At 62.0% G+C, this 21,932-nt stretch carries 22 protein-coding genes and 1 pseudogene; 4 read left to right on the forward strand and 19 right to left on the reverse strand.

The window, feature by feature from the left end:
• Positions 1 to 17 precede the first annotated feature (17 nt).
• Positions 18 to 290 (reverse strand): GntR family transcriptional regulator, encoded by a 273-nt coding sequence (locus tag NDN16_RS20230; protein WP_024899096.1) that lies wholly within the window; start codon positions 288 to 290, stop codon positions 18 to 20.
• Positions 291 to 303: 13 nt separating this feature from the next.
• Entirely contained in the window at positions 304 to 1,470 is a 1,167-nt protein-coding gene (locus tag NDN16_RS20235) for an alpha-D-ribose 1-methylphosphonate 5-triphosphate diphosphatase (protein WP_024899095.1), read from the reverse strand.
• 118 nt (positions 1,471 to 1,588) lie between these two features.
• Here NDN16_RS20235 and NDN16_RS20240 point away from each other — a divergent pair, with 118 nt between their 5' ends.
• From NDN16_RS20240 to phnE (NDN16_RS20250), 3 genes are all read left to right on the forward strand, one after another.
• A complete protein-coding gene (locus tag NDN16_RS20240) occupies positions 1,589 to 2,446 on the forward strand; it encodes a PhnD/SsuA/transferrin family substrate-binding protein (RefSeq protein WP_024899094.1) in 858 nt (285 codons plus the stop codon).
• 79 nt (positions 2,447 to 2,525) lie between these two features.
• On the forward strand, positions 2,526 to 3,272 hold the full coding sequence (locus tag NDN16_RS20245; RefSeq protein WP_024899093.1) for a phosphonate ABC transporter ATP-binding protein: 747 nt from the start codon (positions 2,526 to 2,528) through the stop codon (positions 3,270 to 3,272).
• Entirely contained in the window at positions 3,265 to 4,056 is a 792-nt protein-coding gene (gene phnE, locus NDN16_RS20250; RefSeq protein ID WP_024899092.1) for a phosphonate ABC transporter, permease protein PhnE, read from the forward strand. The genes NDN16_RS20245 and phnE (NDN16_RS20250) overlap by 8 nt, the downstream gene beginning before the upstream one ends.
• A gap of 399 nt (positions 4,057 to 4,455) precedes the next feature.
• On the opposite strand, the gene NDN16_RS20255 is transcribed toward phnE (NDN16_RS20250), so the two are convergent.
• The 7 genes from NDN16_RS20255 to NDN16_RS20285 all read right to left on the reverse strand — a co-directional run bounded on the left by NDN16_RS20255 (position 4,456) and on the right by NDN16_RS20285 (position 12,418).
• Positions 4,456 to 5,130 (reverse strand): DapH/DapD/GlmU-related protein, encoded by a 675-nt coding sequence (locus tag NDN16_RS20255; protein ID WP_107327987.1) that lies wholly within the window; start codon positions 5,128 to 5,130, stop codon positions 4,456 to 4,458.
• Positions 5,127 to 5,987 carry a phosphonate ABC transporter, permease protein PhnE gene (phnE, locus tag NDN16_RS20260; protein ID WP_024899731.1) on the reverse strand — a complete coding sequence of 287 codons (861 nt, stop codon included), beginning with the start codon at positions 5,985 to 5,987 and terminating at the stop codon, positions 5,127 to 5,129. The genes NDN16_RS20255 and phnE (NDN16_RS20260) overlap by 4 nt, the downstream gene beginning before the upstream one ends.
• Complete coding sequence (gene phnE / locus NDN16_RS20265) at positions 5,987 to 6,913, reverse strand: phosphonate ABC transporter, permease protein PhnE (protein WP_024899730.1); 927 nt, start codon at positions 6,911 to 6,913, stop codon at positions 5,987 to 5,989. Before phnE (NDN16_RS20265) ends, phnE (NDN16_RS20260) begins: the two co-directional genes overlap by 1 nt.
• Before the next feature lie 64 nt (positions 6,914 to 6,977).
• Positions 6,978 to 7,880 carry a phosphonate ABC transporter substrate-binding protein gene (phnD, locus tag NDN16_RS20270; protein ID WP_024899729.1) on the reverse strand — a complete coding sequence of 301 codons (903 nt, stop codon included), beginning with the start codon at positions 7,878 to 7,880 and terminating at the stop codon, positions 6,978 to 6,980.
• Positions 7,881 to 7,901: 21 nt separating this feature from the next.
• Entirely contained in the window at positions 7,902 to 8,708 is an 807-nt protein-coding gene (phnC, locus tag NDN16_RS20275) for a phosphonate ABC transporter ATP-binding protein (RefSeq protein ID WP_024899728.1), read from the reverse strand.
• 68 nt (positions 8,709 to 8,776) lie between these two features.
• Positions 8,777 to 11,785 (reverse strand): Tn3 family transposase, encoded by a 3,009-nt coding sequence (locus NDN16_RS20280; RefSeq protein ID WP_024899727.1) that lies wholly within the window; start codon positions 11,783 to 11,785, stop codon positions 8,777 to 8,779.
• A 6-nt stretch (positions 11,786 to 11,791) separates the two neighbouring features.
• On the reverse strand, positions 11,792 to 12,418 hold the full coding sequence (locus NDN16_RS20285; RefSeq protein WP_024899726.1) for a recombinase family protein: 627 nt from the start codon (positions 12,416 to 12,418) through the stop codon (positions 11,792 to 11,794).
• 207 nt (positions 12,419 to 12,625) lie between these two features.
• On the opposite strand from NDN16_RS20285, the gene NDN16_RS20290 reads away from it, so the two are divergent.
• The gene (locus NDN16_RS20290; protein ID WP_024899725.1) at positions 12,626 to 13,018 is read left to right on the forward strand and encodes a hypothetical protein; all 393 of its coding nucleotides are present in this window, start codon (positions 12,626 to 12,628) and stop codon (positions 13,016 to 13,018) included.
• Positions 13,019 to 13,233: 215 nt separating this feature from the next.
• On the opposite strand, the gene NDN16_RS20295 is transcribed toward NDN16_RS20290, so the two are convergent.
• The 10 genes and pseudogenes from NDN16_RS20295 to NDN16_RS20340 form a co-directional block, all read right to left on the reverse strand.
• A complete protein-coding gene (locus NDN16_RS20295) occupies positions 13,234 to 14,403 on the reverse strand; it encodes an alpha-D-ribose 1-methylphosphonate 5-triphosphate diphosphatase (RefSeq protein ID WP_024899724.1) in 1,170 nt (389 codons plus the stop codon).
• Complete coding sequence (locus tag NDN16_RS20300; protein WP_024899723.1) at positions 14,390 to 15,097, reverse strand: phosphonate C-P lyase system protein PhnL; 708 nt, start codon at positions 15,095 to 15,097, stop codon at positions 14,390 to 14,392. Before NDN16_RS20300 ends, NDN16_RS20295 begins: the two co-directional genes overlap by 14 nt.
• 7 nt (positions 15,098 to 15,104) lie before the next feature.
• Positions 15,105 to 15,872 carry an ATP-binding cassette domain-containing protein gene (locus tag NDN16_RS20305; RefSeq protein ID WP_234825409.1) on the reverse strand — a complete coding sequence of 256 codons (768 nt, stop codon included), beginning with the start codon at positions 15,870 to 15,872 and terminating at the stop codon, positions 15,105 to 15,107.
• 44 nt (positions 15,873 to 15,916) lie between these two features.
• Positions 15,917 to 16,831 (reverse strand): alpha-D-ribose 1-methylphosphonate 5-phosphate C-P-lyase PhnJ, encoded by a 915-nt coding sequence (locus NDN16_RS20310; protein WP_024899721.1) that lies wholly within the window; start codon positions 16,829 to 16,831, stop codon positions 15,917 to 15,919.
• Positions 16,828 to 17,913, reverse strand: coding sequence for a carbon-phosphorus lyase complex subunit PhnI (locus tag NDN16_RS20315; protein ID WP_024899720.1), 1,086 nt, complete (start codon positions 17,911 to 17,913; stop codon positions 16,828 to 16,830). Before NDN16_RS20315 ends, NDN16_RS20310 begins: the two co-directional genes overlap by 4 nt.
• On the reverse strand, positions 17,913 to 18,470 hold the full coding sequence (phnH, locus tag NDN16_RS20320; protein WP_036568189.1) for a phosphonate C-P lyase system protein PhnH: 558 nt from the start codon (positions 18,468 to 18,470) through the stop codon (positions 17,913 to 17,915). Before phnH ends, NDN16_RS20315 begins: the two co-directional genes overlap by 1 nt.
• Positions 18,470 to 18,925 (reverse strand): phosphonate C-P lyase system protein PhnG, encoded by a 456-nt coding sequence (gene phnG, locus NDN16_RS20325; RefSeq protein WP_107328120.1) that lies wholly within the window; start codon positions 18,923 to 18,925, stop codon positions 18,470 to 18,472. The genes phnH and phnG overlap by 1 nt, the downstream gene beginning before the upstream one ends.
• Positions 18,922 to 19,668, reverse strand: a complete 747-nt coding sequence (gene phnF / locus NDN16_RS20330) for a phosphonate metabolism transcriptional regulator PhnF (protein ID WP_024899717.1) — start codon at positions 19,666 to 19,668, stop codon at positions 18,922 to 18,924. Before phnF ends, phnG begins: the two co-directional genes overlap by 4 nt.
• Before the next feature lie 492 nt (positions 19,669 to 20,160).
• Positions 20,161 to 20,355 (reverse strand): annotated as a pseudogene (locus tag NDN16_RS20335) (integrase); the annotation flags it as partial.
• 33 nt (positions 20,356 to 20,388) lie between these two features.
• The gene (locus tag NDN16_RS20340) at positions 20,389 to 21,909 is read right to left on the reverse strand and encodes a Tn3 family transposase (protein ID WP_251115264.1); all 1,521 of its coding nucleotides are present in this window, start codon (positions 21,907 to 21,909) and stop codon (positions 20,389 to 20,391) included.
• Between the last annotated feature and the right edge of the window lie 23 nt (positions 21,910 to 21,932).

Here is a 21,932-nt window from a genome sequence, read left to right on the forward strand (position 1 = left end):
CTATGGTCAACATACGGTTAAGCCCGAAAGTTTGCGACAAGCCCCTTGCGCGCCGTCAGGTGCCCCTCGTTCTGCAACTGCTGCAGGGCCTGGCGCAGCGTGATGCGGGTGACGCCGAGGCTTGCTGCGAGATGCGTTTCTCCGGGCAACTGGCTGCCTGGCCTCAAGGTTCCGCCTTCGATCAGGCCAAGGATATGGTCGCGGATCTGCTGCCAGATCGGCATGTCGCTACGCGGGCCGAAGACCAGTCCGTCGAAGGCGGCGAGAGGGATTTCAGGCGTGTCGAGCATGATGGTTTCCGGTTCAGGCGGCAGCCGAGGCTATCGCGCGTTCGGTCTCTATCAGAGTCTGTGCCGAATAGACGAGCCGACCGCCGACGAAGGTTGCCATTACCTTCGGGTGGCGCATGTCCTTGGCATCCACGAGGATGAGGTCGGCGCGTTTTCCCTCTTCAAGCCGTCCCCGGTCTGACAGGCCGGCGGCGGCGGCGGCATTGGCCGACACGAGGTGCCAGACCTTGGCGAAGCCAGCATCGTCAGGGGATGCCAGCCGGAAGGCTGCATGCAGTGGGGACGGATAGTGGTAGTCGGAGGCGAGCACGCTGCAGAGCCCGTCGCGAACCGCTGTCGTTGCGTCGAGTGCGCCATTGTGGCTGCCACCGCGCACGACGTTGGGGGCGCCAAGAATGACATGTTCGCCGGCGGCGCGGGCTTCGGCAGCCGTCTCCAGCGTTAGCGGAAACTCCGAAGACACGGCCCCCAGTGCCCGGAAATGTCGGCGCTCTTCGGGAGACGCCTCGTCATGGGCGAGGAGTACGTTGCCGTTGTCGCGTGCTGCTGCCGCGAGCTTTTCGATGGCACCGGCCACATCTTTGCGCCGTGCCCAGACGTCGTCGAGTAGCGCCATGTAATCATTACGCGACAAGCCGGAGCGCTCGGCCATCTGGCCGATCTTGCGGGCGATCGCCCCCTTCAGCACCGAACCCGTCGTATGGTCGTTCAGGGCCACGAGCGGCTTCGGATCGAGCAACAGCCATTCGATCACCTGCGACAGCGCATCGAGCGCGAAGGTCTCCCAGCGCAGGTGCAGGCGGGTATCGCAGGCCAGATGCGGGCGTGCAGCGGCAAGTGCGGTGACGAAGTCGCCAGCGGCCTGCAGCGAACGAAGGCCGGGCTCCCAGGACACCGTTACGCCGTGAAAGGCTGTGGTGATGCCGTTGGTCACCAGTTGTCGGTCAGTGTCGCGCAGTGCCAAGCCGACGTCGAAGCGCACGCCCGGTCGCGGCATGATCTGCCGCTCGAAGCCGTCACCATGGATATCGACAATCCCCGGCAGGACGAGCAGGCCTGCGGCGTCGATCTCGCGCCCACCATTGCCCCTGTCCGACAGCATGCCGCCCTCGACGAAGAGGTCAGTGTGTTTGAGTCTCTCGGTGCCCAGAACGGTGCCGTTGCGGATGGTCCAGTTCATCGCGTCTCTCCGTTTTGTTTTTCGCCCTGGGGCCGGAAAACTGTCACGTGCCCGTCACGTCTGGTCGCTAGGGATAGTCGCAGAAGATGCTCCTGTCTATACAGCAAAGGAAGATATCATGATCCGCTCCCTTCTCGCAGCCTGTGCAATCTCTCTGGTCTCCCTCGCGCCGGCCGCGGCCGAGAGTGTCAAATTCGCCGTCACCGACATCGAGGGCATGGAAGCCCTGCAGCAGGGATTCGGCGGCTTTCAAAAAGCGCTTGAGCAGGCCTCCGGTCTGGAAATCGAGCTCTTTCCGGTCAGTTCGCGCACCTCTGCCGTCGAAGCTCTGAATTCCGGACAGGTCGACCTCGTCCTCACCGGCCCGGCCGAATACGTCGTCATGAAGGAACTTGCACAGCCGCAGATCGTCGTCGCCTGGCAGCGTCCGGACTACTTCGCCCAGATCGCCGTCTTGGCCAATGGTCCAATCCGCTCGATCGAGGATCTCAAGGGCAAGAAGGTATCCTTCGGCTCGGTCGGATCCACCTCCCAGCATCTCGGTCCGGCCCAGGCACTGTCTGATTTCGGCCTCAAATACAATGAAGACTACGAGCCTGTGATCCTCGCCCGCAACGTTGCCGCCGAAGCGCTGATCCGTGGCGACATCGCCGCCATCAGCCTAAATTTCGGCCACCTTGCCTCCGTCCGCGAAGCCTTCCCGGATGTCGCTTTTGCCGTGGTTGCCCGTGGCCGTGACCTGCCGAACGACATCCTAGTTGCCCGTAAGGACCTGGCCGAGGAAACCGTCGCAAAGATCCGTACGGCCTTCGTCGAAAAGGGCACAGACATCATGGCCGCCGTTCTCCAGGGCGAAGACAACCAGAAATTCAAGGGTGGCTTCTTCCTGACCGACGTCAAGGACAGCGACTACGACTACGTCCGCTCGATGTATCGGACGATTGGCGTCGATACGTTCAACGACTTCGTCAACTGAGCGGGCCCAACCCGATCCTGCCATCGGGCCGGCGCCACCAGCGCCGGCTCCACGCCATATCCGCAGAAAGAATACCACGATGGACGTTATCAGCACGCAGGGCCTGAAGAAGGGTTATGCCAACGGAAAGCCGGTGTTTTCCGGTGTCGACATCCGCATCCGAAGCGGGGAGCGCGTGGCGCTGGTCGGCGCCAACGGTGTGGGCAAGTCGACACTGCTCAAGTGCCTGATCGGCCACACGCCGTTCTGCGATGGTGAGATCTCGACACTCGGCGAAGCCTTCCGCAGTGCGCCGAGCGGTCCGCAGCTCAAGCGCATGCGCCAGCAGATCGGCTTCGTCTTCCAGCACCACGGCCTCGTGCGTCGGCAGTCGGTGCTGACCAATGTCGTTCACGGCAAGCTTGGCCTTCCCGGCACCTGGCGCGCCTGGCACCAGGCGATCGCCGAACGCGAATGCCGGGAAGAGGCGATGGACGCGCTTGATCAGGTGAAGCTCTCCCACAAGGCGACCGCACGCGCCGACGAACTCTCCGGCGGTCAGGCGCAGCGCGTCGCGATCGCCCGCGCCTTGGTGCGCAAGCCCAGGCTGATGATCGCCGACGAGCCGGCTGCCAGCCTCGATCCGACGGCGGGTCGCGACGTGATGGCGCTGTTTTCTGATCTCGTCCGGGAACGGGGCATAACGCTGGTCCATACGACCCACGACATGGAGCATGCGCTGAGCTTTGCCGACCGGATCGTGGCGTTGAAGGCCGGCCACGTGCATTTCGACCTTCCGGTGGCCGAAGTCGACCGCAAACGCCTGGAGGGCGTGTTTCATGCGTGAGGTCGCACCCGCCCGTTTTTTCCGCGCCTCGCCGTTTGTTTTTGCCATCCTCGTCGCTCTTGGTGCGCTGCTCGTCGTCTCGGCCACGCAGGTGGCGCCAACGCCGAGCCAGCTTCTGAACGGTGCGCCACGGATGGCGAACCTGATTGAGCGCATGCTGCGGCCGAGCTTTGAACCCGGTTTTCTGATGCGCGTCACCTGGCGCACGATTGAGACGCTGCAGATCGCCTTCGTCGGCACCGTCATCGGCGTGCTGCTCAGTCTGCCGATCGCCTGGCTCGCTTCGCGCACGCTGTCGCCGATCGGGCCCTTCCGACACGTCTTCAAGGTAATGATCTCGCTCTTCCGCACCGTGCCGGACATGGTCTGGGCGCTGCTCTTCGTCGCCTCCATCGGGCTTGGCGCGGTGGCCGGCACCATGACCATCATCATCGACACGATCGGCTTCTGCGGTCGCTTCTTCGCCGAAGCGATCGAGGATGCTGACAAGGAGCCGCAGGAGGCTCTGTTCTCCGCCGGTGCGGGACGTTTTTCTGTGCTCTCCGGCGCCGTCGTGCCCGATATCATGCCGTCCTTGATCAACACTTCGCAGTTCGCGCTTGAAAAGGCGGTCCGCTCGTCGGTGGTGCTCGGCCTCGTAGGTGCCGGCGGCATCGGCCAGGAACTGAAAGTCGCCTTCGACCTTTTCCAGTACCGCAACGCCTCGACCATCATCCTCGTGATCTTCGTGATCGTTCTGGTGATGGAGCTTGCGACCGACCGGCTGCGGCAGAAGGCGCAATGAGGCGGCCGGCATGCACCTCATAAAGTGCCTTCAGATAATCTCACCAGTCCTTGAAGCATAACGCGAACGCTTTCGTTGGCAGAGTCGATGGGAGCGGACAGTCTTGTGTCGGCCCCGATCCGGTCACCACTAGGCTTGGAGCCAATGTCCGCTTGGTGCACAGGCGACGTGACGCCGCCACTGAGCATATGGTTCCGCTGCCTGAGGCGGCGAAGTCAGAAAAGCCGGCGAATGAGCTGGACGGAATTCGAGCCCTTGACCGCACGCTTCGAACTGCCAGTCCCACGTATAGCTCGAACTTGGGAGAAGGCCAGGAGGTGACGCGGTTTACTCTCGGGAAGAGCCGGGTGCGGGAAATCCGCCCGCTCGGATCTGTGAGGGAGAAGCTGAATGGCATAGCTACTCGACCATGAACAAGGCCTCGGCTTCCGTGGTTTGGGTCGATATGGTTGGCGCGAATGTGTCCCGGCGATATCTGTCGATGAAGGCATTGATCGAGAGTGTGCGGATGTCAGGAAGGCGGCCGCGCAGCGTGTCGTGGTGCCAGTCCCACCAAGCGATATCGAGCAGTGCTGCGGCCTGCTCCTCGTTGAAGCGTCGCTTGATTGCCCTTGCGGGAACACCACCGACGATTGTGTAAGGTTCGACATCCTTCGAGACGACCGCACCGGCGCCGATCACCGCGCCGGTGCCGATCGTCACGCCGGCAAGTACCGTGACGCCGTGGCCGATCCACACGTCGTGGCCGATGGTCACCCAGTGATCCTTGCGCCATTGGAAGAACTCGGTGTCGTCTTCGCCCAGCCCGTATTGTGCTGCACGGTAGGTGAAATGGTGCTGGCTCGCGCGCCAGGTGGCGTGGTTGCCCGGGTTAATGCGCGCACCTTCGGCAATCGAGCAGAACTTGCCGATGGTCGACCATACGACGTTGCCGCCCTTGACGATGTAGGAATAGTCACCGAACTGACTTTCCCGCATGCTGACATGGGCCTGGATCTCGGTCCATTTGCCGAGTTCGCAGCCGACGACCGTCGCCGTTTCATGGATGGTCGGAGCTTCCGACAGCATTTTCATTTCGCGTGTTCCCATTTGCCGATGAACCGCTCGCGGATTGCGCCGGAGAGGGCGTCGATGACATAGACCATGGCGATGATCAGGAAGATGATCGACCAAGCCTCGTCCCATCGATAGGCGCCGATGCGGTCGGAGAGGATGAAGCCGATGCCGCCGGCGCCGACAATGCCGAGAATGGTACCTGAGCGGACATTGGATTCGAAGTTGTAGAGGGTGATTGAAAGAAGCACCGGCCAGACCTGCGGCAGCATCCCGAAGCGGATGGCCTGGGAGCGAGACCCTCCGGAGGCAACAACGCCCTCGACGGGCTTCTTGGAGATGTTCTCGATCGCCTCGGCGTAGAGCTTGGCAAGAACACCGATTTCGCCCACCGCGATCGCGAGCACTCCGGGAAGCGGGCCGAGGCCGAAGGCGCGGATGAAGACGAGCGCCAGGATCAGCGTCTCGAAGGCGCGTATGATGTCAAAGCCTCGCCGAACGCCGAAGCGGAAGAAGGCGAACCGGTTGATGTTTTTGGCGCCGAGAAAGGAGAGCGGAAAGGCAACCACGGCGCCAAGCAGCGTCCCGAGAAAGGCCATGGCGAGCGTTTCGCCGAGGCCCGTCAGGATATCGCTTACCTGATCCCATTCCGTCCAGATATGGGGTGGGAACATGAAGGAGAGAACGCGCCCGAGGCGGCTAAGACCGTTGATGATGCGTTCTGGCGTGAAGCCGAAATCATAGAGGCACCAGGCAAACAGCGCGGTAAAGCCGAGCATCAAACCCCAGCGCTTCAGCCGCATCTCCATGGACGGACGGAAGGCGAGCGGCATGGACTGGCGCAGCGCCAAGATTTCCGCGCGGGTAACGGTTGTCATCAGTGGATCCTTTCCATGCCGATGATCCGGTGGCGCAGCTTTTCCGAGCCCCAGTCGATCACAAAGACTGTGACGAAGACGATGATGAAGAGCGCCGACAAATCGGTGTATTCCTGCAACGATACGGCAGTGCGAAGCTCCTGACCCAGGCCGCCGGCGCCGACATAGCCGATGATCGAGGACGAACGCACATTGATCTCGAAACGCAGCAGCGTGTAGCTGATGATGTTCGGCAGGATCTGCGGCACCGCGCCATAGCGTATCTGGTCAGCCCTGCTGCCGCCCGCCGATTTGACGCCCTCCAGCGGGCGCATGTCGATGTTCTCGTTCACTTCCGAATAGAGCTTGCCGAGCGCCCCGCAGGTATGGAGCGCGATCGCCAACACGCCCGCCATCGGGCCGACCCCGAAACAGAAGACGAAGATCAGCGCGAATACCAGTTCCGGCACCGTACGGGCAATTTCGAGATAGCGGCGCGACAGCCAGAGCATCCACCTGCTGGGTGAGAGGTTGCGCGCCGCCGGGAAGGACATGACGAAGCCGCCGGCCACCCCAAGGGCGGTCGCCATAAAGGCAATGAGCACGGTTTCGAGGAGGAGCCAGCCCCAGACCTTCCACCGCCAGAACCACGCGGCGAGGTCTGCACCAAGCGTTTCCGACGACAGCTGAGGAACGGTCTTGGCAAGGTATTCGCCGAGCCGTGGCAAGCCTGCGAGCAGGATCCAGCGTTCGGCTCTGCTGCCGTCAGACAGCGTGATCTGGCTGACTTTGAGGAGATTGGAGAAATCGGCTGTCACAACAAAGGCGATCAGCAGAGCCGCCGTCACGACGAGGAAGGTCAGCCGCCCGCGGGCGCGGTGGCGGGCATAGGCGCGTTCGAAATCCAGCACCGCCTGGGAAGGGGCTGCGGCAGGGGCGAAGGTCATGACGTTTCCCTGTAAAAAAGGGGCGATCCCTGTCGAGATCGCCCCGTCTGCGTTTCGCTCGGGATCAGCTCTTGCGCTGGGCCTTCAGCCAGGCGCGCATGTCGACGATCCACTGGTAGCGGTCATGGTCAACTTCGACGTAGCCCTTGGCCGTCGAGTTTTCGGCGCCGGTCATTTCCTTGAAGGCTGCCGGATCGGCTGTCGGCACGTTCTTCACGGCATCCTTCATGGCGCTGACCATTTCTGCCGGCAGGTTCCTGCGGGCGGTGAAGGGGCCGGACGTGATCTCGGGCGACTCCCAGATCCAGCAGACTTCGCCGGCCTTGATCATGCCCTTGGAGACCATGCGCTGGGGAATGCCGCTCTTCTCGTTGTTGATATAGGTGGCGGCTGCATCAAACTGGCCGTTGACGACGCCTTGAACGCCGGCCTCGTGGCTGCCGGAGAATGGCGTTGCCGAGAAATAGGTCGAGGGCTCGAAGCCCTGCTGCACGAGGTTGTAGTTCGGAACGGCATAGCCGCTGGTGGAATCCGGATCGGCAAAGGCCAACACCTTGCCCTTAAGGTCCTCGATCTTCTTATAGGGGCTGTCGCAGCGCACCGTAATGACCGAGAAATAGCCGGTAGAATCGTCTTCCTGAACCGCGGTCAGCAGTGGAACGACGCCGCCGTCGGTCTCGGTATAGGCGGCTGCATAGGCCGAGGAGCCGAGGAAGGCGAATTCGATCTGGTCAGCGGCGAGTGCCTGGACGACGCCGTCGTAGTTGCCAGCGGTGAAGAGCTCGACGTCGATGCCGAGGGTCTTTTCAAGATAGGCCTCAAAAGGCTTGTAACGAGCAACACGATCCTTCTCGTTCTCGCCGGACAAAACGCCGAAGCGAACGACCTTGTAGTCGGACTTCCAGTCGGCAGCGATGGTCGGCAGGGCAAAAAGCGTGAGGAGGGCTGTGGCGGCGATGAGACGCATTGGTATTCTCCCAGAGGTTGATCAGGCCGGAACCGCCGACCGGATGGAGGTCGAGGTGATGGATTCGTTGAACTCGGTGAGGCCGGAACTGCCGTAGATGTCGCGAACGACCTCGTCGGTGAGGTTGCGGGCGCTGCCGTCAAACATGACGAGGCCGGAGCGCATGGCGACGATGCGGTCACAATAGGCGCGCGCCGTGTCGAGCGTGTGCAGGTTGACGATAACGGTGATGCCGTCCTCGATGTTGATGGTGCGCAGCGCCTCCATGACGCGCATGGCGTTGCCGGGGTCGAGGCTGGCGATCGGTTCGTCGGCAAGCAGGATACGCGGCTCCTGCAGGAGTGCGCGGGCGATGGCAACGCGCTGTTGCTGACCGCCTGAAAGCGTGCCGGCGCGCTGCAGGGCCTGCGGGGCGAGATCGAGCCGGTCGAGCGCACGGATCGCCAATGCACGTTCGGCGTCGGAAAAGCGCATCGCCATGGAGCTCGCGAAACCATGCGAGGAGATGCGGCCGACCAGCACGTTGGTCAGCACGTCGAGCCGCTCGATCAGATTGAATTGCTGAAATATCATCGCGCATTCGCGACGCCACTGGCGCAGCGCTCGTCCGTTGAGCGACGTGATCTGGCGCTCGCCGAAATGGACGCTGCCGTCCGTCGGGTCGATCAGCCGGTTGATTAGGCGCAGAAGCGTGGACTTGCCGGCACCCGAGCGGCCAATGACGCCTACAAACTCTCCGGCGGCGATGTCGAGACTGACACCGTCGACGGCTCTGGTCGGGCCGAAGCTGCGGCCGAGATTGCGAAGGGAGAGCGTGTTCTTTTCCATGAAGCGATCATGGAGCGCCTCTGTGAGGGGTCTGAGTAGCAACGGAACAGAAAACCTACATAAGGATTTCACGGCTCGTCATCGGGGTCGGCGGTTTTCGGATCGCGTAGAGGCCTGAGTTCGCCTCGGGCCACGAAATCGGGGAGCGTGAAGGCGTATCGACCAAGCATGTTGACGTGACGGAAGCCGAGCGGCGAGAGACGCGTGACATCCTCCGGCTTGACGTCGTAGCCTTCAGTCAAGAGCTGGTTGACGGCTGCATCCGTGTAGATCGTGTTCCAGAGCACGACGAGATTGACGACCAGGCCGAGTGCTCCGAGCTGATCTTCCTGTCCCTCATGATAGCGCTGCCGCAGTTCACCACGTTTTCCATGAAAAATGACGCGGGCGAGCTGGTGGCGACCCTCACCTCGATTGAGCTGGACGAGAATACGGCGCCTGTAGCTTTCATCATCAATGAAGCGCAGGAGGTAGAGCGTCTTGATAAGGCGGCCGAGTTCCTGCAGGGCGCGAGCGAGACGGGTTGGCCGGTCATTGGTCTGGAGGGTTCGGGTGAGGCCAGCGGCCTGGACGACGCCGAGTTTGAGGGAGCCGGCAAGCCGCAACAGATCGTCCCAATGCTCGATGATCAGCTTCATGTTGATCCTGTTCGCCGCGAGATCGTCGAGGATGCCGTAGTTGGCTTTTGCATCGGCGCGCCAGAATCTTGCCCCGCCGACATCTGCGATGCGAGGGCTGAACTGGTATCCGAGCAGATAAAAGATGCCGAAGACGGTGTCGGTATATCCGGCCGTGTCGGTCATGATCTCGGTGGGCTGAAGCTCGGTCTCCTGTTCCAGCACGACGGCGAGGAGGTTGAGGCTGTCGCGCAGGGTGCCTGGAACGGTCATGGCGTTGAGGCCGGTAAACTGATCTGAAGCGAGATTGTACCAGGTGATACCGCGCTCCTGCCCAAAATATCGCGGATTGGGGCCGGAATGAATGGTGCGGACCGGCACGACGAACCGCAATCCATCGGCGGACGCCACTTCACCGCCGCCCCATTTTCTCGCCAGGGGGATGGCGTTTTGCGCCGCGACCAGAGCGGCGTTTGCGGCGGTCAGCGTCTCGGCGCGCAGGAAGTTCTGCTTGACCCAGCTGAGCCGGGAGCGTCGAAGTGCCGGGGTATCGATGCGAACCAGCGGCTCGAATCCGGTATTGGTCGCTTCGGCGACAAGAACGGCGCAGATGCTGGTTGCGATGTTTTCCGCGCGTGAGCCGCCCTCGCTGGCGTGGGTGAAGAGATCGGCAAAGCCGGTTTTCGCATGCATTTCCATGATCAGTTCGGGCAGATCGAGCCGAGGCAGACGCGCATCGATCGCGGCGCGCAGCGCGATGAGGCTAGGCGGTTCCTCGATCTTTTCCAGGCGATCGAGGGACAGGTCCGAGCCTTCCGAGGTATTGATGATGGTGACGGCCGGGTTCAGCGGGACACGATCGGCGGTTTCCCTATAGGCTCGGTCTAGCCGGCTCGACAAACGCCCGAGTTCTTCGTCAGCAACGGTGGACACTCCGACGGTGCGGCAGACCGTCGGACGTGCAGCTTCCCATGCTGGACCTGATAGCAGCCCCTTGCGCGGATCGGCATACCGCAGTGAGTGAACCGGAAAGATGTCGCGCCGGCGAATGGCGCGGCGCAGTTCGTCCAGGATGCAGAGCCGATATCCTGTCAGATCGACAGCGCCATCGGCAGTCTTGAGTTGGGTCTGCCATGCCTTTGGCGCAAAGGCTGTTGGTGGTGGGCCGGCGCGCTTGCGGCCGGAATGAACCACACGGAGATAATCAATGGCCTCCAGCAAGGGCCGGCCGGCGGGAGCCGCGCCGAGATCGAGGCCGGCGAGCAGTCCCGGCGTATAGGCAATCTTGCGATTGTGCTTCCTGAGTTCGGTAAAGTAGGTGTCGTCGTGAGGTTCCGCGAGGGTGCCGACACGCTCGACGGCCGCGTCAAGCGCCTGCCTGTCGATCAGGTCGAAGATTGCGGTGCGGACTGCATCGTCGGGCGTTTCGGGATCGAGAATGACGATCGCCGCGTCGCGTAACTTCAGTGCCGCTGCATCCAGGTCTCGCAGCGACCGCAATCTTGCCAGCTTGGCGGCCGACGACGCCTCCGACACCATCGATGTCGTAACCGCGTCGAACAGATCGATGACATCATCCCCGGCCGATGCTTCGAGTGTTCGAATAAAGGCCAGCAGGGTTGCAGCGCGCCGGTCGGCCGGCAGACGCGAAACGGCCTGAGCCTTTGCAGCGCTGGCAAACCGCGCCAGCGCCGTGACTTTACCCGGTGGCAGCCGATCGAGCGACGGCAGGCCGCTTGCGAGGGTGCGAATCTCTTCCAGACGGCCGAGTGCACGGCTGATCTCCCGCCCGCTCTGAATGTACGGTCCATCGCGCAGCCGGTCGAGCGGGCTTTGCCGACTGCCTTCGGAAACAGCGACCAGGCTATCCAGTCGCGCACGCTGCTCGGGCGTCATCGACTCGATCAGCAATCTATGCAGCCGGCTGTTCGCCCGTGTGCGAACCCTTGCCACGGCCCTTTCCAGCACAGACAGGCCCGGCAGCAGGACCTTGGCTTCCAGCAACCATGCGACGGCCCGGTCGAAGAGAGCCGACGGTCGGTCCGATCCCGTCCAGCACAGGGCGTAAAGAAAGCGGTTGAGACGGAACGCGACACCGAAATCGGTATAGGTTCGGTAGCCGTAGTGCTGACGAATGCGAGGCGCATGGCGCCAGCGCCCTTCGCTGCGGGCATATTCGGCAATCAACTCTTCGGGCTCGGTGAGCGAAAGCTGGCGGGCGGTGAAGCGCAGGGCCGGAACAGGTGCCTCTGTGGGGTCTTCCGGAAAGGTGCCGAGTATGCGCAACGATCCGAGCTGGACGGCGACGCCCAGACGATTGTGATCGCCGCGATGCAAGGCGACGAACGCACGATCGGCGTCATCGAGGTGGAAATAGCGAGCCAGTTGATCCGGGGTAAGCTCGTCGGGAAAACAGCCATATTCCCGCGCCTGGCTCTCGCTCAGATATCCTACCGGCACGGTCTTTTACGCCTGCATGCTATTGTCGCGTTTCGCTCGACGCTTGCTTGCCAGCAGATCACTTGCCCGCTCGCGAGGCTTTCCCTTGGCATCGACGTAGGCATAGAGCGTCGACAACGACACACCGAGTTCAGCCGCGACATCACGCGCAGCGTTGTCGCGATCTGCCATCATGGCCATGGCCGCCTTCAGCTTCTTCAGTGTCATGACGCGCGGGCGCCCACCAGCCCGGCCTCGGGCACGCGCCGCTGCCAGCCCCGCCATGGTGCGTTCGTGGATGAGATCGCGCTCGAACTCCGCCAGGGTGGCAAAGATGCCGAAGACGAGGCGCCCGGTTGTCGTCGTGGTGTCTACGTCGCCGGTCAGGACCTTCAGGCCGATCCCTTGCTTCTGAAGGTCGCTGACCAGGCCGACCACATGGGCAAGCGAGCGGCCGATGCGATCGAGCTTCCACACTACCAGAGCGTCACCAGCCCGCGCGATCTCAAGCGCTTTAGCCAAACCCGGCCGTTCTGTTGCACGGCCCGAGCATACGTCGTCGAAAATCTTCTCACATCCGGCGCGTTCAAGACCGTCGCGTTGGAGATCGAGATTCTGCTCGATGGTCGAAACCCGCATATAACCAATCAGCATCGGCGCTCCCCGTTTCACATTAACTTAGACGGCAGAGAGTTTATCGGCTATAGGTTTCTGCACGGGTATTTATAGAATTTGACCGCTCTGCGGAAATTGTTGCGATCTGCTTTGCGGCGTCACATCAAACCGGGGTTTGTTGCGACGTTCGGGCAGGGCTTTTGTGGATGCCACCGGCGGGGCAAAATCTCTTGCGAGCGAAACGTGATGACTGACAACGACGACCACCAGGATGTCGCGGACCTGCAGCCAGAAGATAAGATGGGCTTTGCTGTTCCGAAGACACCGACCCACTCGCTCATGCTTTTGAACAGCTACATGCGCACCGACATGCTGCAACACATCCATTTGCGCCTTCATAAGATGAGGGCTGAGGACGGACCTGGTTCGCCGTTGCATCATATGGCGAAAAGCCTCGAACAGGTTATCGACACCTGGGGCGACATCAATCTGTTCGAGTGTTTTACCCGCAACCAATTCCACATCGATCCGGATTACGAGTTTCGGCCGGAGCAGGATTACCCCCACGACATCAGGCTGATGAAGCATCACCTCAAATGCCACAGGAAAACGATCAAGGAGCTGGGCCGCTGGCGCTGACCGCTGAGCTGTGAAATCCCTTATGTAGGTTTTCTGTTCCGTTGCTACTCAGACCCCTGTGACAGCGACATATCATCCGAATGAATTTAAATTGGAGGATTTGCGACAGTTCTGTAGCAGCCTCAGCGGCGCTCCAAGCCCTGTAGACAAGGGCAAAAGAGAAACGGGCCGCGCAATGCACGGCCCGTCTCACAGTGATAGGCTCCCTCGCGATCTTACGCTGCGCGGGCTAAAGTGAGCGAACCGTCGGAATAGATTTTGCGGCCGCCCCGGAAGACGCAGCGGACATGGCCGATGCCGTTGTCGTCGGCGACAAGGAGGTCGGCTTTTTTTCCGACTGCGATCTCGCCGCGATCGGAAAGCCCGAGCGCCTGGGCTGGATTGGACGTCGCCAGCCGGCAGGCACCGGAAAGTCCGTGCTTGTCGGTTTTTGACAGTTCCAGCACCGCCGGCAGGATGGCCGAGGGATGATAATCGGCGGCCAGGATATCCAGCAGTCCGGCGGCATGAGCGTCGCGCGCCGAAAGATTGCCTGAATAGGACTGTCCGCGCAGCGCGTTTGGCGCGCCCATGGCGTTCATCAGGCCGAGCCTCTTCGCCTCGGCGGCGGCCTCGAGGGTGACCGGGAACTCGCTGATCAGGACGCCAAGCGAGTGCATCAACTGCACCTTGGCCACGGTGTCGTCGTCGTGGCTGGCGATCACCACACCATGGGCATGGCAGGCTTTGGAGATCGCATCCAGCGTATGCGTCATTACGTCGGCAGGCTGGGTGCGTTCCTCGATGCGCCGCGCGATCGACTGTGCGGCCTCTTCGAGGCTCGTGCCCTTGTCGCGGGCGAGCCTTTCGACGTGGCGCTCCACATTGCGATACTGACCCTGTCCCGGCGTACGATCGTTGAGCGAGATCAGATCTACGGAACCCTCGGCGATCAGCTCCTCGATCACGGCAAGCGCCTTGGGGAAGGTGATTTCGAAGCGGGCATGGACTTTGTGATCGACCAATAGCTGGTCGCGCATGGTCTTGATAGCGCGAATGACGCTGCTGGTGTGCTCGTAGCTGCGCAGGTGCCCGTAGGTCGAAGCCGGGCTAAAGGATAGCGCGGCATAGGCGGTCGTGACGCCGGAAACAGCAAGACGGCGGTCGAGATCGCGCAGACCGAGCTCAAGCGGCATGCGCACATTCGGCCGTGGTTCCACCTCGCGTTCCACCATGTCGCCGTGCATGTCGATGAAGCCCGGCATAAGGATCAGGCCTTGCGCCGACATATCGGCATTGGCGACGGGTTTTTCCGAGATTTCGGCGATCATTCCGTCCTCGATGCGCACCGCAGCGTTCGGCAGCATGCGGTCTAGCAGCACCACCCGGCAATCAGAGATCCACATTGGCAAGTTCCTCAAAAGCATGAAGTTCGATTTCCCGGTCGATGAGACCCGCTACATCGCCCGGGTGGTGAAAGACGCCGATCATGGCGACACCCTGCGCCTTGAGGTCGGCGAGACGGTCGACCAGCGCCTTTCGGGCGCCGGCATCGAGGGAGGCCGTGGGCTCATCGAGCAGCAACAGCCGCTGCGGCAGGATGAGCGCTCGTGCGAGGTTCACCTTCTGCTGTTCGCCGCCGGAAAAGGTGGTGGGATAGGCTTTCCAGAGATTGCGCTTGACGCCGAAGGCCTCCAGCCAGCGCCGCGCCTCGACGAGCGCTTCTTCGTGCTGCATGCCCGCTTGGCGCAAGGGTTCGGCAACGATATCCTCGGCAGGAACCCGCGGACGGGCGATCAGGAATTGCGTGACGAAACCGATCTCACGCCGGCGCAGAAACGCGATATCGACATCGGCTGCCCTGGCAAGGTCGATGCGGCCTTCAGCCGTGTGATACCAGATCTGGCCCGCGCGTGGAAGGTAGCTGCGATAGAGGGTGCGCAGAAGCGTCGATTTTCCGACGCCGTTCGGGCCCCTCAAAAGCAGGAATTCGCCTGGTTTCAGTGTGAAACCAATATCGGAATATGCGTGAAGGTTCTGGTCGAGATGGTGCATGTGGAAGGTTTTCGAGAGGCCTTCCACCTCCAGGACGGGCTGCATGGCGGCCTCACAATTTGGCGTGAACGAGTTGCTGGGTGTATGCGTGCTGGGGATCCTGGAAGATCTGGTCGACCAGGCCTTCCTCGACCACGCGACCGCGCCGCATGACCATGACCCGGTCGGCCATGGTACGGATCACGCCGAGATCGTGGCTGACGATGACCATTGTGATCGCTCGGTCCCGCTGCAGCCGCTTCAAGGTGTCAAGCACCAGTGCCTGTACCGAGACGTCGAGGCCTGTGGTCGGCTCGTCGAGCAGGAGCAGTGCCGGTTCGAGGGCGATCGCCTTGGCGAGCTGCACCCGCTGCTGCATGCCGCCGGACAGTTCGATCGGACGCGCATCCATGCGCTCCAAAGGGAATTCCGAAGCGTCGAGCGCCTCTCGCGCCTTTGAGCGCAGTTCGGCGAAACTCCGCTCGCCGGCGATGAGCAGACGCTCGGCCACGTTGCCGGAGCTGGTATGCCCCATCAGGAGCCCGAGATGCGGGTTCTGATAGACAATACCGATCTGGCGCGCGCAAAGCATACGGCGAGCGAAGCGGTCGAGATCGAACAGGTTGCCATCGAGCTCCGGCAGGGCCAGGCGATAGTCACCGCTGTCGGGCGTGTCCTCAAGGTTCATCATCCTCAAAAGGGTGGACTTGCCCGAGCCGCTTTCGCCGACGATGCCGAGCACTTCGCCCGGATAGACGGTCGCGGACACGTCCTGAAGAGCGACCACGCTGCCGAAGCGTTTGCTGACGTCGGTCATCGTCAGAAGCGGCGGGGTCGTCATCAGTTGCGGGGCATTCAGCCGCCGCGCAGCCAGATTTTCTCCGATCATGGGCGGAATGCTCCGTGCTCGTACCAGGTTTCGCCCTGCTTGACGTCCAGCCCCTCGGCACGGCGAATAGCCTTGATGCCAAGATTGCTGTCAGACAGCTCGAATTGTGAGCCGCCGTCGTCCTGTGGGATCTCGTTCATGAAATAACCTCTGACGCCTGAGCGGTGGCAGGTGAGGTCGGCATGGTCCTCGACCTTGTAGGGCACGTCGGAGAAGACCAGCGGCTCGACCCGCGTGAAGGGCGGCACGGCATACAGGCGCTTCTCTCGCCCGGCCGAAAGAAAGGTGAGGTGCTTTGCCATGTCGAGCTTTGGCACGTCCCAGCGCGGGATCGGCGACGGTGTCATGACATGGCGACCATTGACGAGGGAAGGGTAGGACGCGCCCTGCATGATGCGGCCCGAACGCACGATCTGCTCATAGAGCGTCAGCCACAGCCGGCCGTAATCGGCGTCGGCATGCATCTGGCGGGCGATCGACATGTTGGGCTCGACCGGGCGCAGCGGTTCGGGATTTGGCACCTGCAGCACGAGGATCTGATCCTCGCGCAGCTTTTCCTCAGGGATACGGTGCCGGCTCTGAATGATCGTTGCCTCCTGCGTGTCCCAGGTCTCACCGGCGCCGGATACGCGCGAAAGGAATCGGCGGATCGAGGCGGCGTTGACGCTGTCGTCGGCGCCCTGGTCGATCACCTTGATCACGGAGGAGGGCTTGATCAGGGTCAGCGTCACTTGCAGGCCGCCGGTGCCCCAGCCGCGCGCAATCGGCACCTCGCGGCTGGCATAGGGCATCTGGCAGCCGGGCACGGCGATCGCCTTCAGCATCTTGCGGCGCAGCTCGCGCTTGGCCGAGGCATCAAGGAAGCCGTAGCTGAAGGCTTCCCATGGCTTTGTGAGTGCGGAAAGGCTCATGCCGGCTCCTTCACGGGCTTATGTGTGTTCGTTACGTCGCTGGCAGGGGCCGCCGTCTTCTTCGCGTCGCGCAAGGCGTCGAGCGAAGACTGGAAGGTGACGTAGTGCGGCAGCTTGAAATGGATGCAGAAACCCGAGGCTTCTACGGGTTCGGTGTGGTAGAGGAAGAATTCCTCGTTGACGGGTGAATTCTGATCCGCCGCTGCCGAATTCAGATCCAGCGTCGCGCCAGCGATGGTCTTGATTTCGTTCCAGCCGAGTGTCGCGCAGAAGCCGAGCTGAAGCTGGCCGCCTTTTCCTTTGCTCGTGACTTCCGCCTGCGAGACGCGGACGCGACCAGCCGAGAAAACCGTGCCCGCGGGATGGCGCACACGCACCTCCGCTTCTGCAAGTCGCAGTTCGTTGACGGTCGGATGCGCGTTGCCATAGCCGCGCATCGCCGAATAGCCGAGTGCCAGCACACCGCCAGTGTCGGCGCGAGCCAGGCTTTGCAGCGTATGGGCGCGCTTGGCCGGAAAGAGAAGCGGCTCGCGGGTGAGGTCTGGAATGTCTTCAAGGGCGACTTCGTCGGCGGCGACGTCGGCGACCAGTCCCTGCGCCTTCTGCCAGGCGGCAAGCGACGGCTGGCGTGCCGGAGCAGGTTTTGCCGCGGGTTCAACCGGGGCCGGCATGAAGGGTTGGCCTTCCAGCACGCCGGTCGCCAGCAGACGGTGCGAATAGTCGAGCGTCGGGCCGAGCACCTGACCGCCGGGAATATCCTTGAAGACAGCAGAAATGCGGCGGTGCGTGAACAGGCTTTCCTGCGTCACCGGTTCGGCGATCGCAAGGCGCGGTTGGGTGGTCCGCCAGGCACGCAGAAGGAGCACCGCCTCGTATAGGTCGCCGCCGGCCTGGGCGAGCGCAAGTGCTGCCAGATCACGGTCGTAGAGCGAGGCCTCGCCCATCACGCGATCGATCAGGTAAGGCAGACTGTCGCGGACGTCCGCGACACGCTCCATGTCAATCGTCCCCATTTCTGCGCGGTAGAGCCGCTCAGACTGTTCAATGGCACGTTCACCGCCTCGAGTTGCCACATAGGCCATCAGAGCACCTCCACCGTGGTTGAGCGTGGCAGACCGACAACGCGGTCTCCATCGATGAAGAAGAGTTCGAACCCGGTCGGGTAGAGGCAACGCGTCGCGCGAAGCGTCCAAACATCAGGCCTGAGGCCGCCGAGGCGGATATCCTTATAAGTTTCGATGCCGGGGCCGCGCAGGCGAAGCCCTTGTCCCTCGCCAATCCTCGCCCCTGAAAACACCGTCGCGCCGTCATCGGGATAGAGATGCGAGCCCGCAGGCACGACGGCCAGATCGCGAATGCCCGCCTCCGCTTCGAGATCGAGGAAGGCGTGGTCAGCGTCGCGCGCGCCGCTAATCGCCGCTCCGGTCGAGGCGATCAGCGGCAGGAGCGTCTTGTGGCCCGAAAAGACCCGGCATTCGCGGTCAACCAGCGTTTCGACGATGGCTTCCAGGCCCAGCTGCGGCAGTGATTGCACTGTGCCGGGGCGAGCGAGCGCCCACATCAGGGCATCGTAGGTGGCATTGTGAAGCCGCTCCAGGTCGTTTGGAACGGGGACAGCAATCAGGGCGGAGGCATTCATCAGAAGGTCTCCATGTCTACGCGGGTCGCCTCGACCGCGCGAAGGCGTTCGGTGTCGACTGCCACGATCGTCAAGGCCTCATCTTCCACGAAGTTGCTGACGCGCGCGGCAAGGGTTTCGATCGATCCGGCGGCGTCCACGATCGCCATTGCCATGGCGCGCTCGAGGTCGCGGCCGACGATCATGCCATAGCCTTCAGTGCCGTTGGACTGGAGCCGGATATGCGCCTCTGCCACCAACACCTCGCCGAGATGAAAATCTGTGCCCTTTACTGTGTCGCGCATCGGCAGCATCGCGAGCCCTGTGCGGCTCTGGATGACGTCGATCGCGCCGAGCGGTGGAAGAAGCTCTTCCGCGAAGGCCTTCAGCGCGGCTGCATCGGCGCGCGCAAGGGTTTCGAGCCGGCGGGCGTGGTCTTCGCCTGGCGCACCGGCATGCTGGAACTGTGTTGTCATGGGGTCTTGCCTTCCTCGCCCACGAAGGGGTCATCGAGACTGTCGAAAGAAAACTGGACACGGTCGCCCGCCCAGACCGCCTCGGAGTAACCCAGCGCCGTACCCTTGGCATCGACGTCGATTTTGGTGACGATCATAACGGGATGATCCGGATGTTGCCGCAGCAGCCTGGATTCCTCCGGCTCGGCGCGGCGGGTGAAGATGGTGGTGCTCTTGCGGAAATAGTCCGTGACCCCGTGGTCACGATAGATCTCGGTCACGGAAACGCCGGCCTCGCGGCGCGCGCCTAGATCGGGAAAGAGCGCGACCGGATGAAAGGCGATGCCGAGATTGATCGGCATGTCGTCGGCCAGGCCGCGCCTCATGATCCGGTGGACCTCGGCCCCGCGAGCGATGCGTAGCGCCTCGGCCACACGGTCGGGTGCCGGCACGATCGTGGAGGAAAGATGCTCTCCGTAAGGCTTATAGCCCTGGCCTATCAGGTTCTCGCGGAAACGCGTCCTGCGCCCGATCTGGTAGTTTATCAGCCGGGCCGCCTCGACGAAGGTGCCGCGCCCCTGTTCTACCCTGAGCTTACCCTCGACCGCGAGCGCCGGAACTGCGCGCCGGACCGAGTGGCGACCGACACCGAAGACCTCGCACAGCTCGGGCTCCGTCGGCAACCGGGCGCCGGGAGCAAGTTTGCCGGAGGCAATGTCACCGGCCAGGTGGTCTTTGATGATTTGCCAGGTGTCTCTCTGCATGCGCTATCCATGATTCATTCGAATGAATCATGGATAGCGCATGCGTATGACGTAGCGATGACACGGCCTTGATCCTCAAAACTGCACGGGACCACCACTCCTCGGGCAATGCCAATCTGCAGTTGAGATGTAAGCTGCCTATCGCTGCGGATGCTGTCGTTGCTCATCGTGATGCGCGGTNGTATGACGTAGCGATGACACGGCCTTGATCCTCAAAACTGCACGGGACCACCACTCCTCGGGCAATGCCAATCTGCAGTTGAGATGTAAGCTGCCTATCGCTGCGGATGCTGTCGTTGCTCATCGTGATGCGCGGTTTGCTTCCGATGGGAACGGCAAAATGGCGCTCTTCTTAACCGTGACAGGACCTTGGCTTGACATGGCGCTGATGGCTTTCGTCGTCGGGACCGTCGGGTCGATCTGAACAGCCCCGGATTTGTCGGAGACTGCTTTGTTTAAGCCATTCAGCCATCGCCAGTTTTCTTGAGCTTTTCAATCCATCAGCCTTGCGGCCCTGCCACTGCGCCTGGTGGCGCTGTTGTAGTATTCAGAAGCTTGCTGGACGGATCTGTGTCGTGATTGCTCCATCGCCTCAGGCAGAGGAATGCCGCGATTGGCCGCTTCCGTGAGATAACCCGACCGCAGGCCGTGGGCTGAGAAGTTGTTCGGATCGAGACCGGCCATTTCGGGGCTCCGTGGGCATTTCTACATTAATACACGCTAAGGGAATTTGAAGTTGTTTGGATTGAAGCGGTTAGCCCGGATTGGCCTGAAGCGTTCGAGGGGTCGGTCAATTTCGTTCCAGAGGTAGTCGCCGGTGAGCGCGATATGCGCCCATGGTAGTGGTGCGACCTGGGAGAGCAGCTCGTCCGGAATGATAATACCCTGACTGCTGATATAATCGACAGCACGGCTGAGATAGACAGTGTTCCACAGGATGATGGCGTTGACGACGAGGTTAAGACCGGACGCGCGGTAAGCCATGGTTTCGGCGACGCGGTTGCGCAATTCGCCGAGCTGGTGGAGGAAGATGGCGCGTGCGAGAGCATGACGGCTTTCACCCTTGTTGAGGATCGCATGCGATCTGCGGCGCAGTTTCGTATCGAGCAGCCAGTCGCAGATGAAGATCGAGCGTTCTATCCGGCCCATTTCGCGCAGGGCCTGGTTCAGCCGGTTTTGTCGCGGCGACGCTGCCAGCTTCTTGAGGATGACGGAAGGCGGCACCAAACCTGCAGCGATCGAAGCCTTCAGCCGCAAGACCTCATCCCAGTGGTGCTCGACGACATCCATGTTGACGGTTCCAGCGATCAGCGCGTCGAGCGGTTCGTAAGCCGGATCGCGATCAATGACAAAGAGCCTGCGATTGCCGAGATTGCGGATACGGGGAATGAGCCTGTAGCCAAAGGCGTGGAACATGGAGAACGTCGTTTCGGTGGCGCCAGCGGTATCGGTTGCGTGCTCATAGATTTCGACGGAGCTTTCGTTGTGAAGGAGGCCGTCGAGAACGTAGGGGGCTTCGCCCTCGGATGCCTGGATCATGCGGGAGAAGAAGGAAGCAAAACGGTTGGACAGGAAGCCATAGATCGACGCCCCCGGTCGCTTGCCGTATTTTGCATTGTAGTCGAGGCTGGCTTCGCCACGCCCGCCAGCCGGAAAGAACTGTCCGTCCGAGGAGGAGATATGGCCGTCACCCCAGATCGCGGCAAAGGGATGGGCCTGCTGCGCATCGACCAGCACGGCGGTCGCCGTGGCGTAGGTTTCCGATCGCATATGCCTGTCCACCATCAGCATCATCTGGTGGATCGTGACGCCGCGTGAGCTTTCCGCCATACGTTCGGCTCCGGCATTGGTGGCGTCGGCAAGGATCGCTGCCATCAGCGCTGCCTCGTCGTTTGCCGTCTCACCGGTACGATAATGCGTGAAGCTGTCGAGGAATTTGGTCCAGCTTTGCACCTCGGCAAGCAGGCTGGTGATCCTGATCCGTGGCACCAGAACATATAGTCGGCGGCTGAGCGCGACGATGCTGTCGCGCTCCTCCTCGCGGATCGGCGAGATCGACAGGCCCTTGTCGGAAATCGCTGCATCCGGAATAGCATTGGCAGCCGCCGCCTTTGCCAGCTCTTTCAGCTTCGCATCGAGCGTGGCGGTCCGTTCTGCTCGCCATTCGGCAAAGCTGTCGGGGAGTGCGAGCCCGAGCCGCCCCTCGGCGCGCATCAGCTCGAAGGGGCCTGTCGCAAACATTTTCGGAGCGCGCGATTATCCCC

Source organism: Aureimonas altamirensis, assembly GCF_023702225.1.
Taxonomy (GTDB): domain Bacteria; phylum Pseudomonadota; class Alphaproteobacteria; order Rhizobiales; family Rhizobiaceae; genus Aureimonas; species Aureimonas altamirensis_B.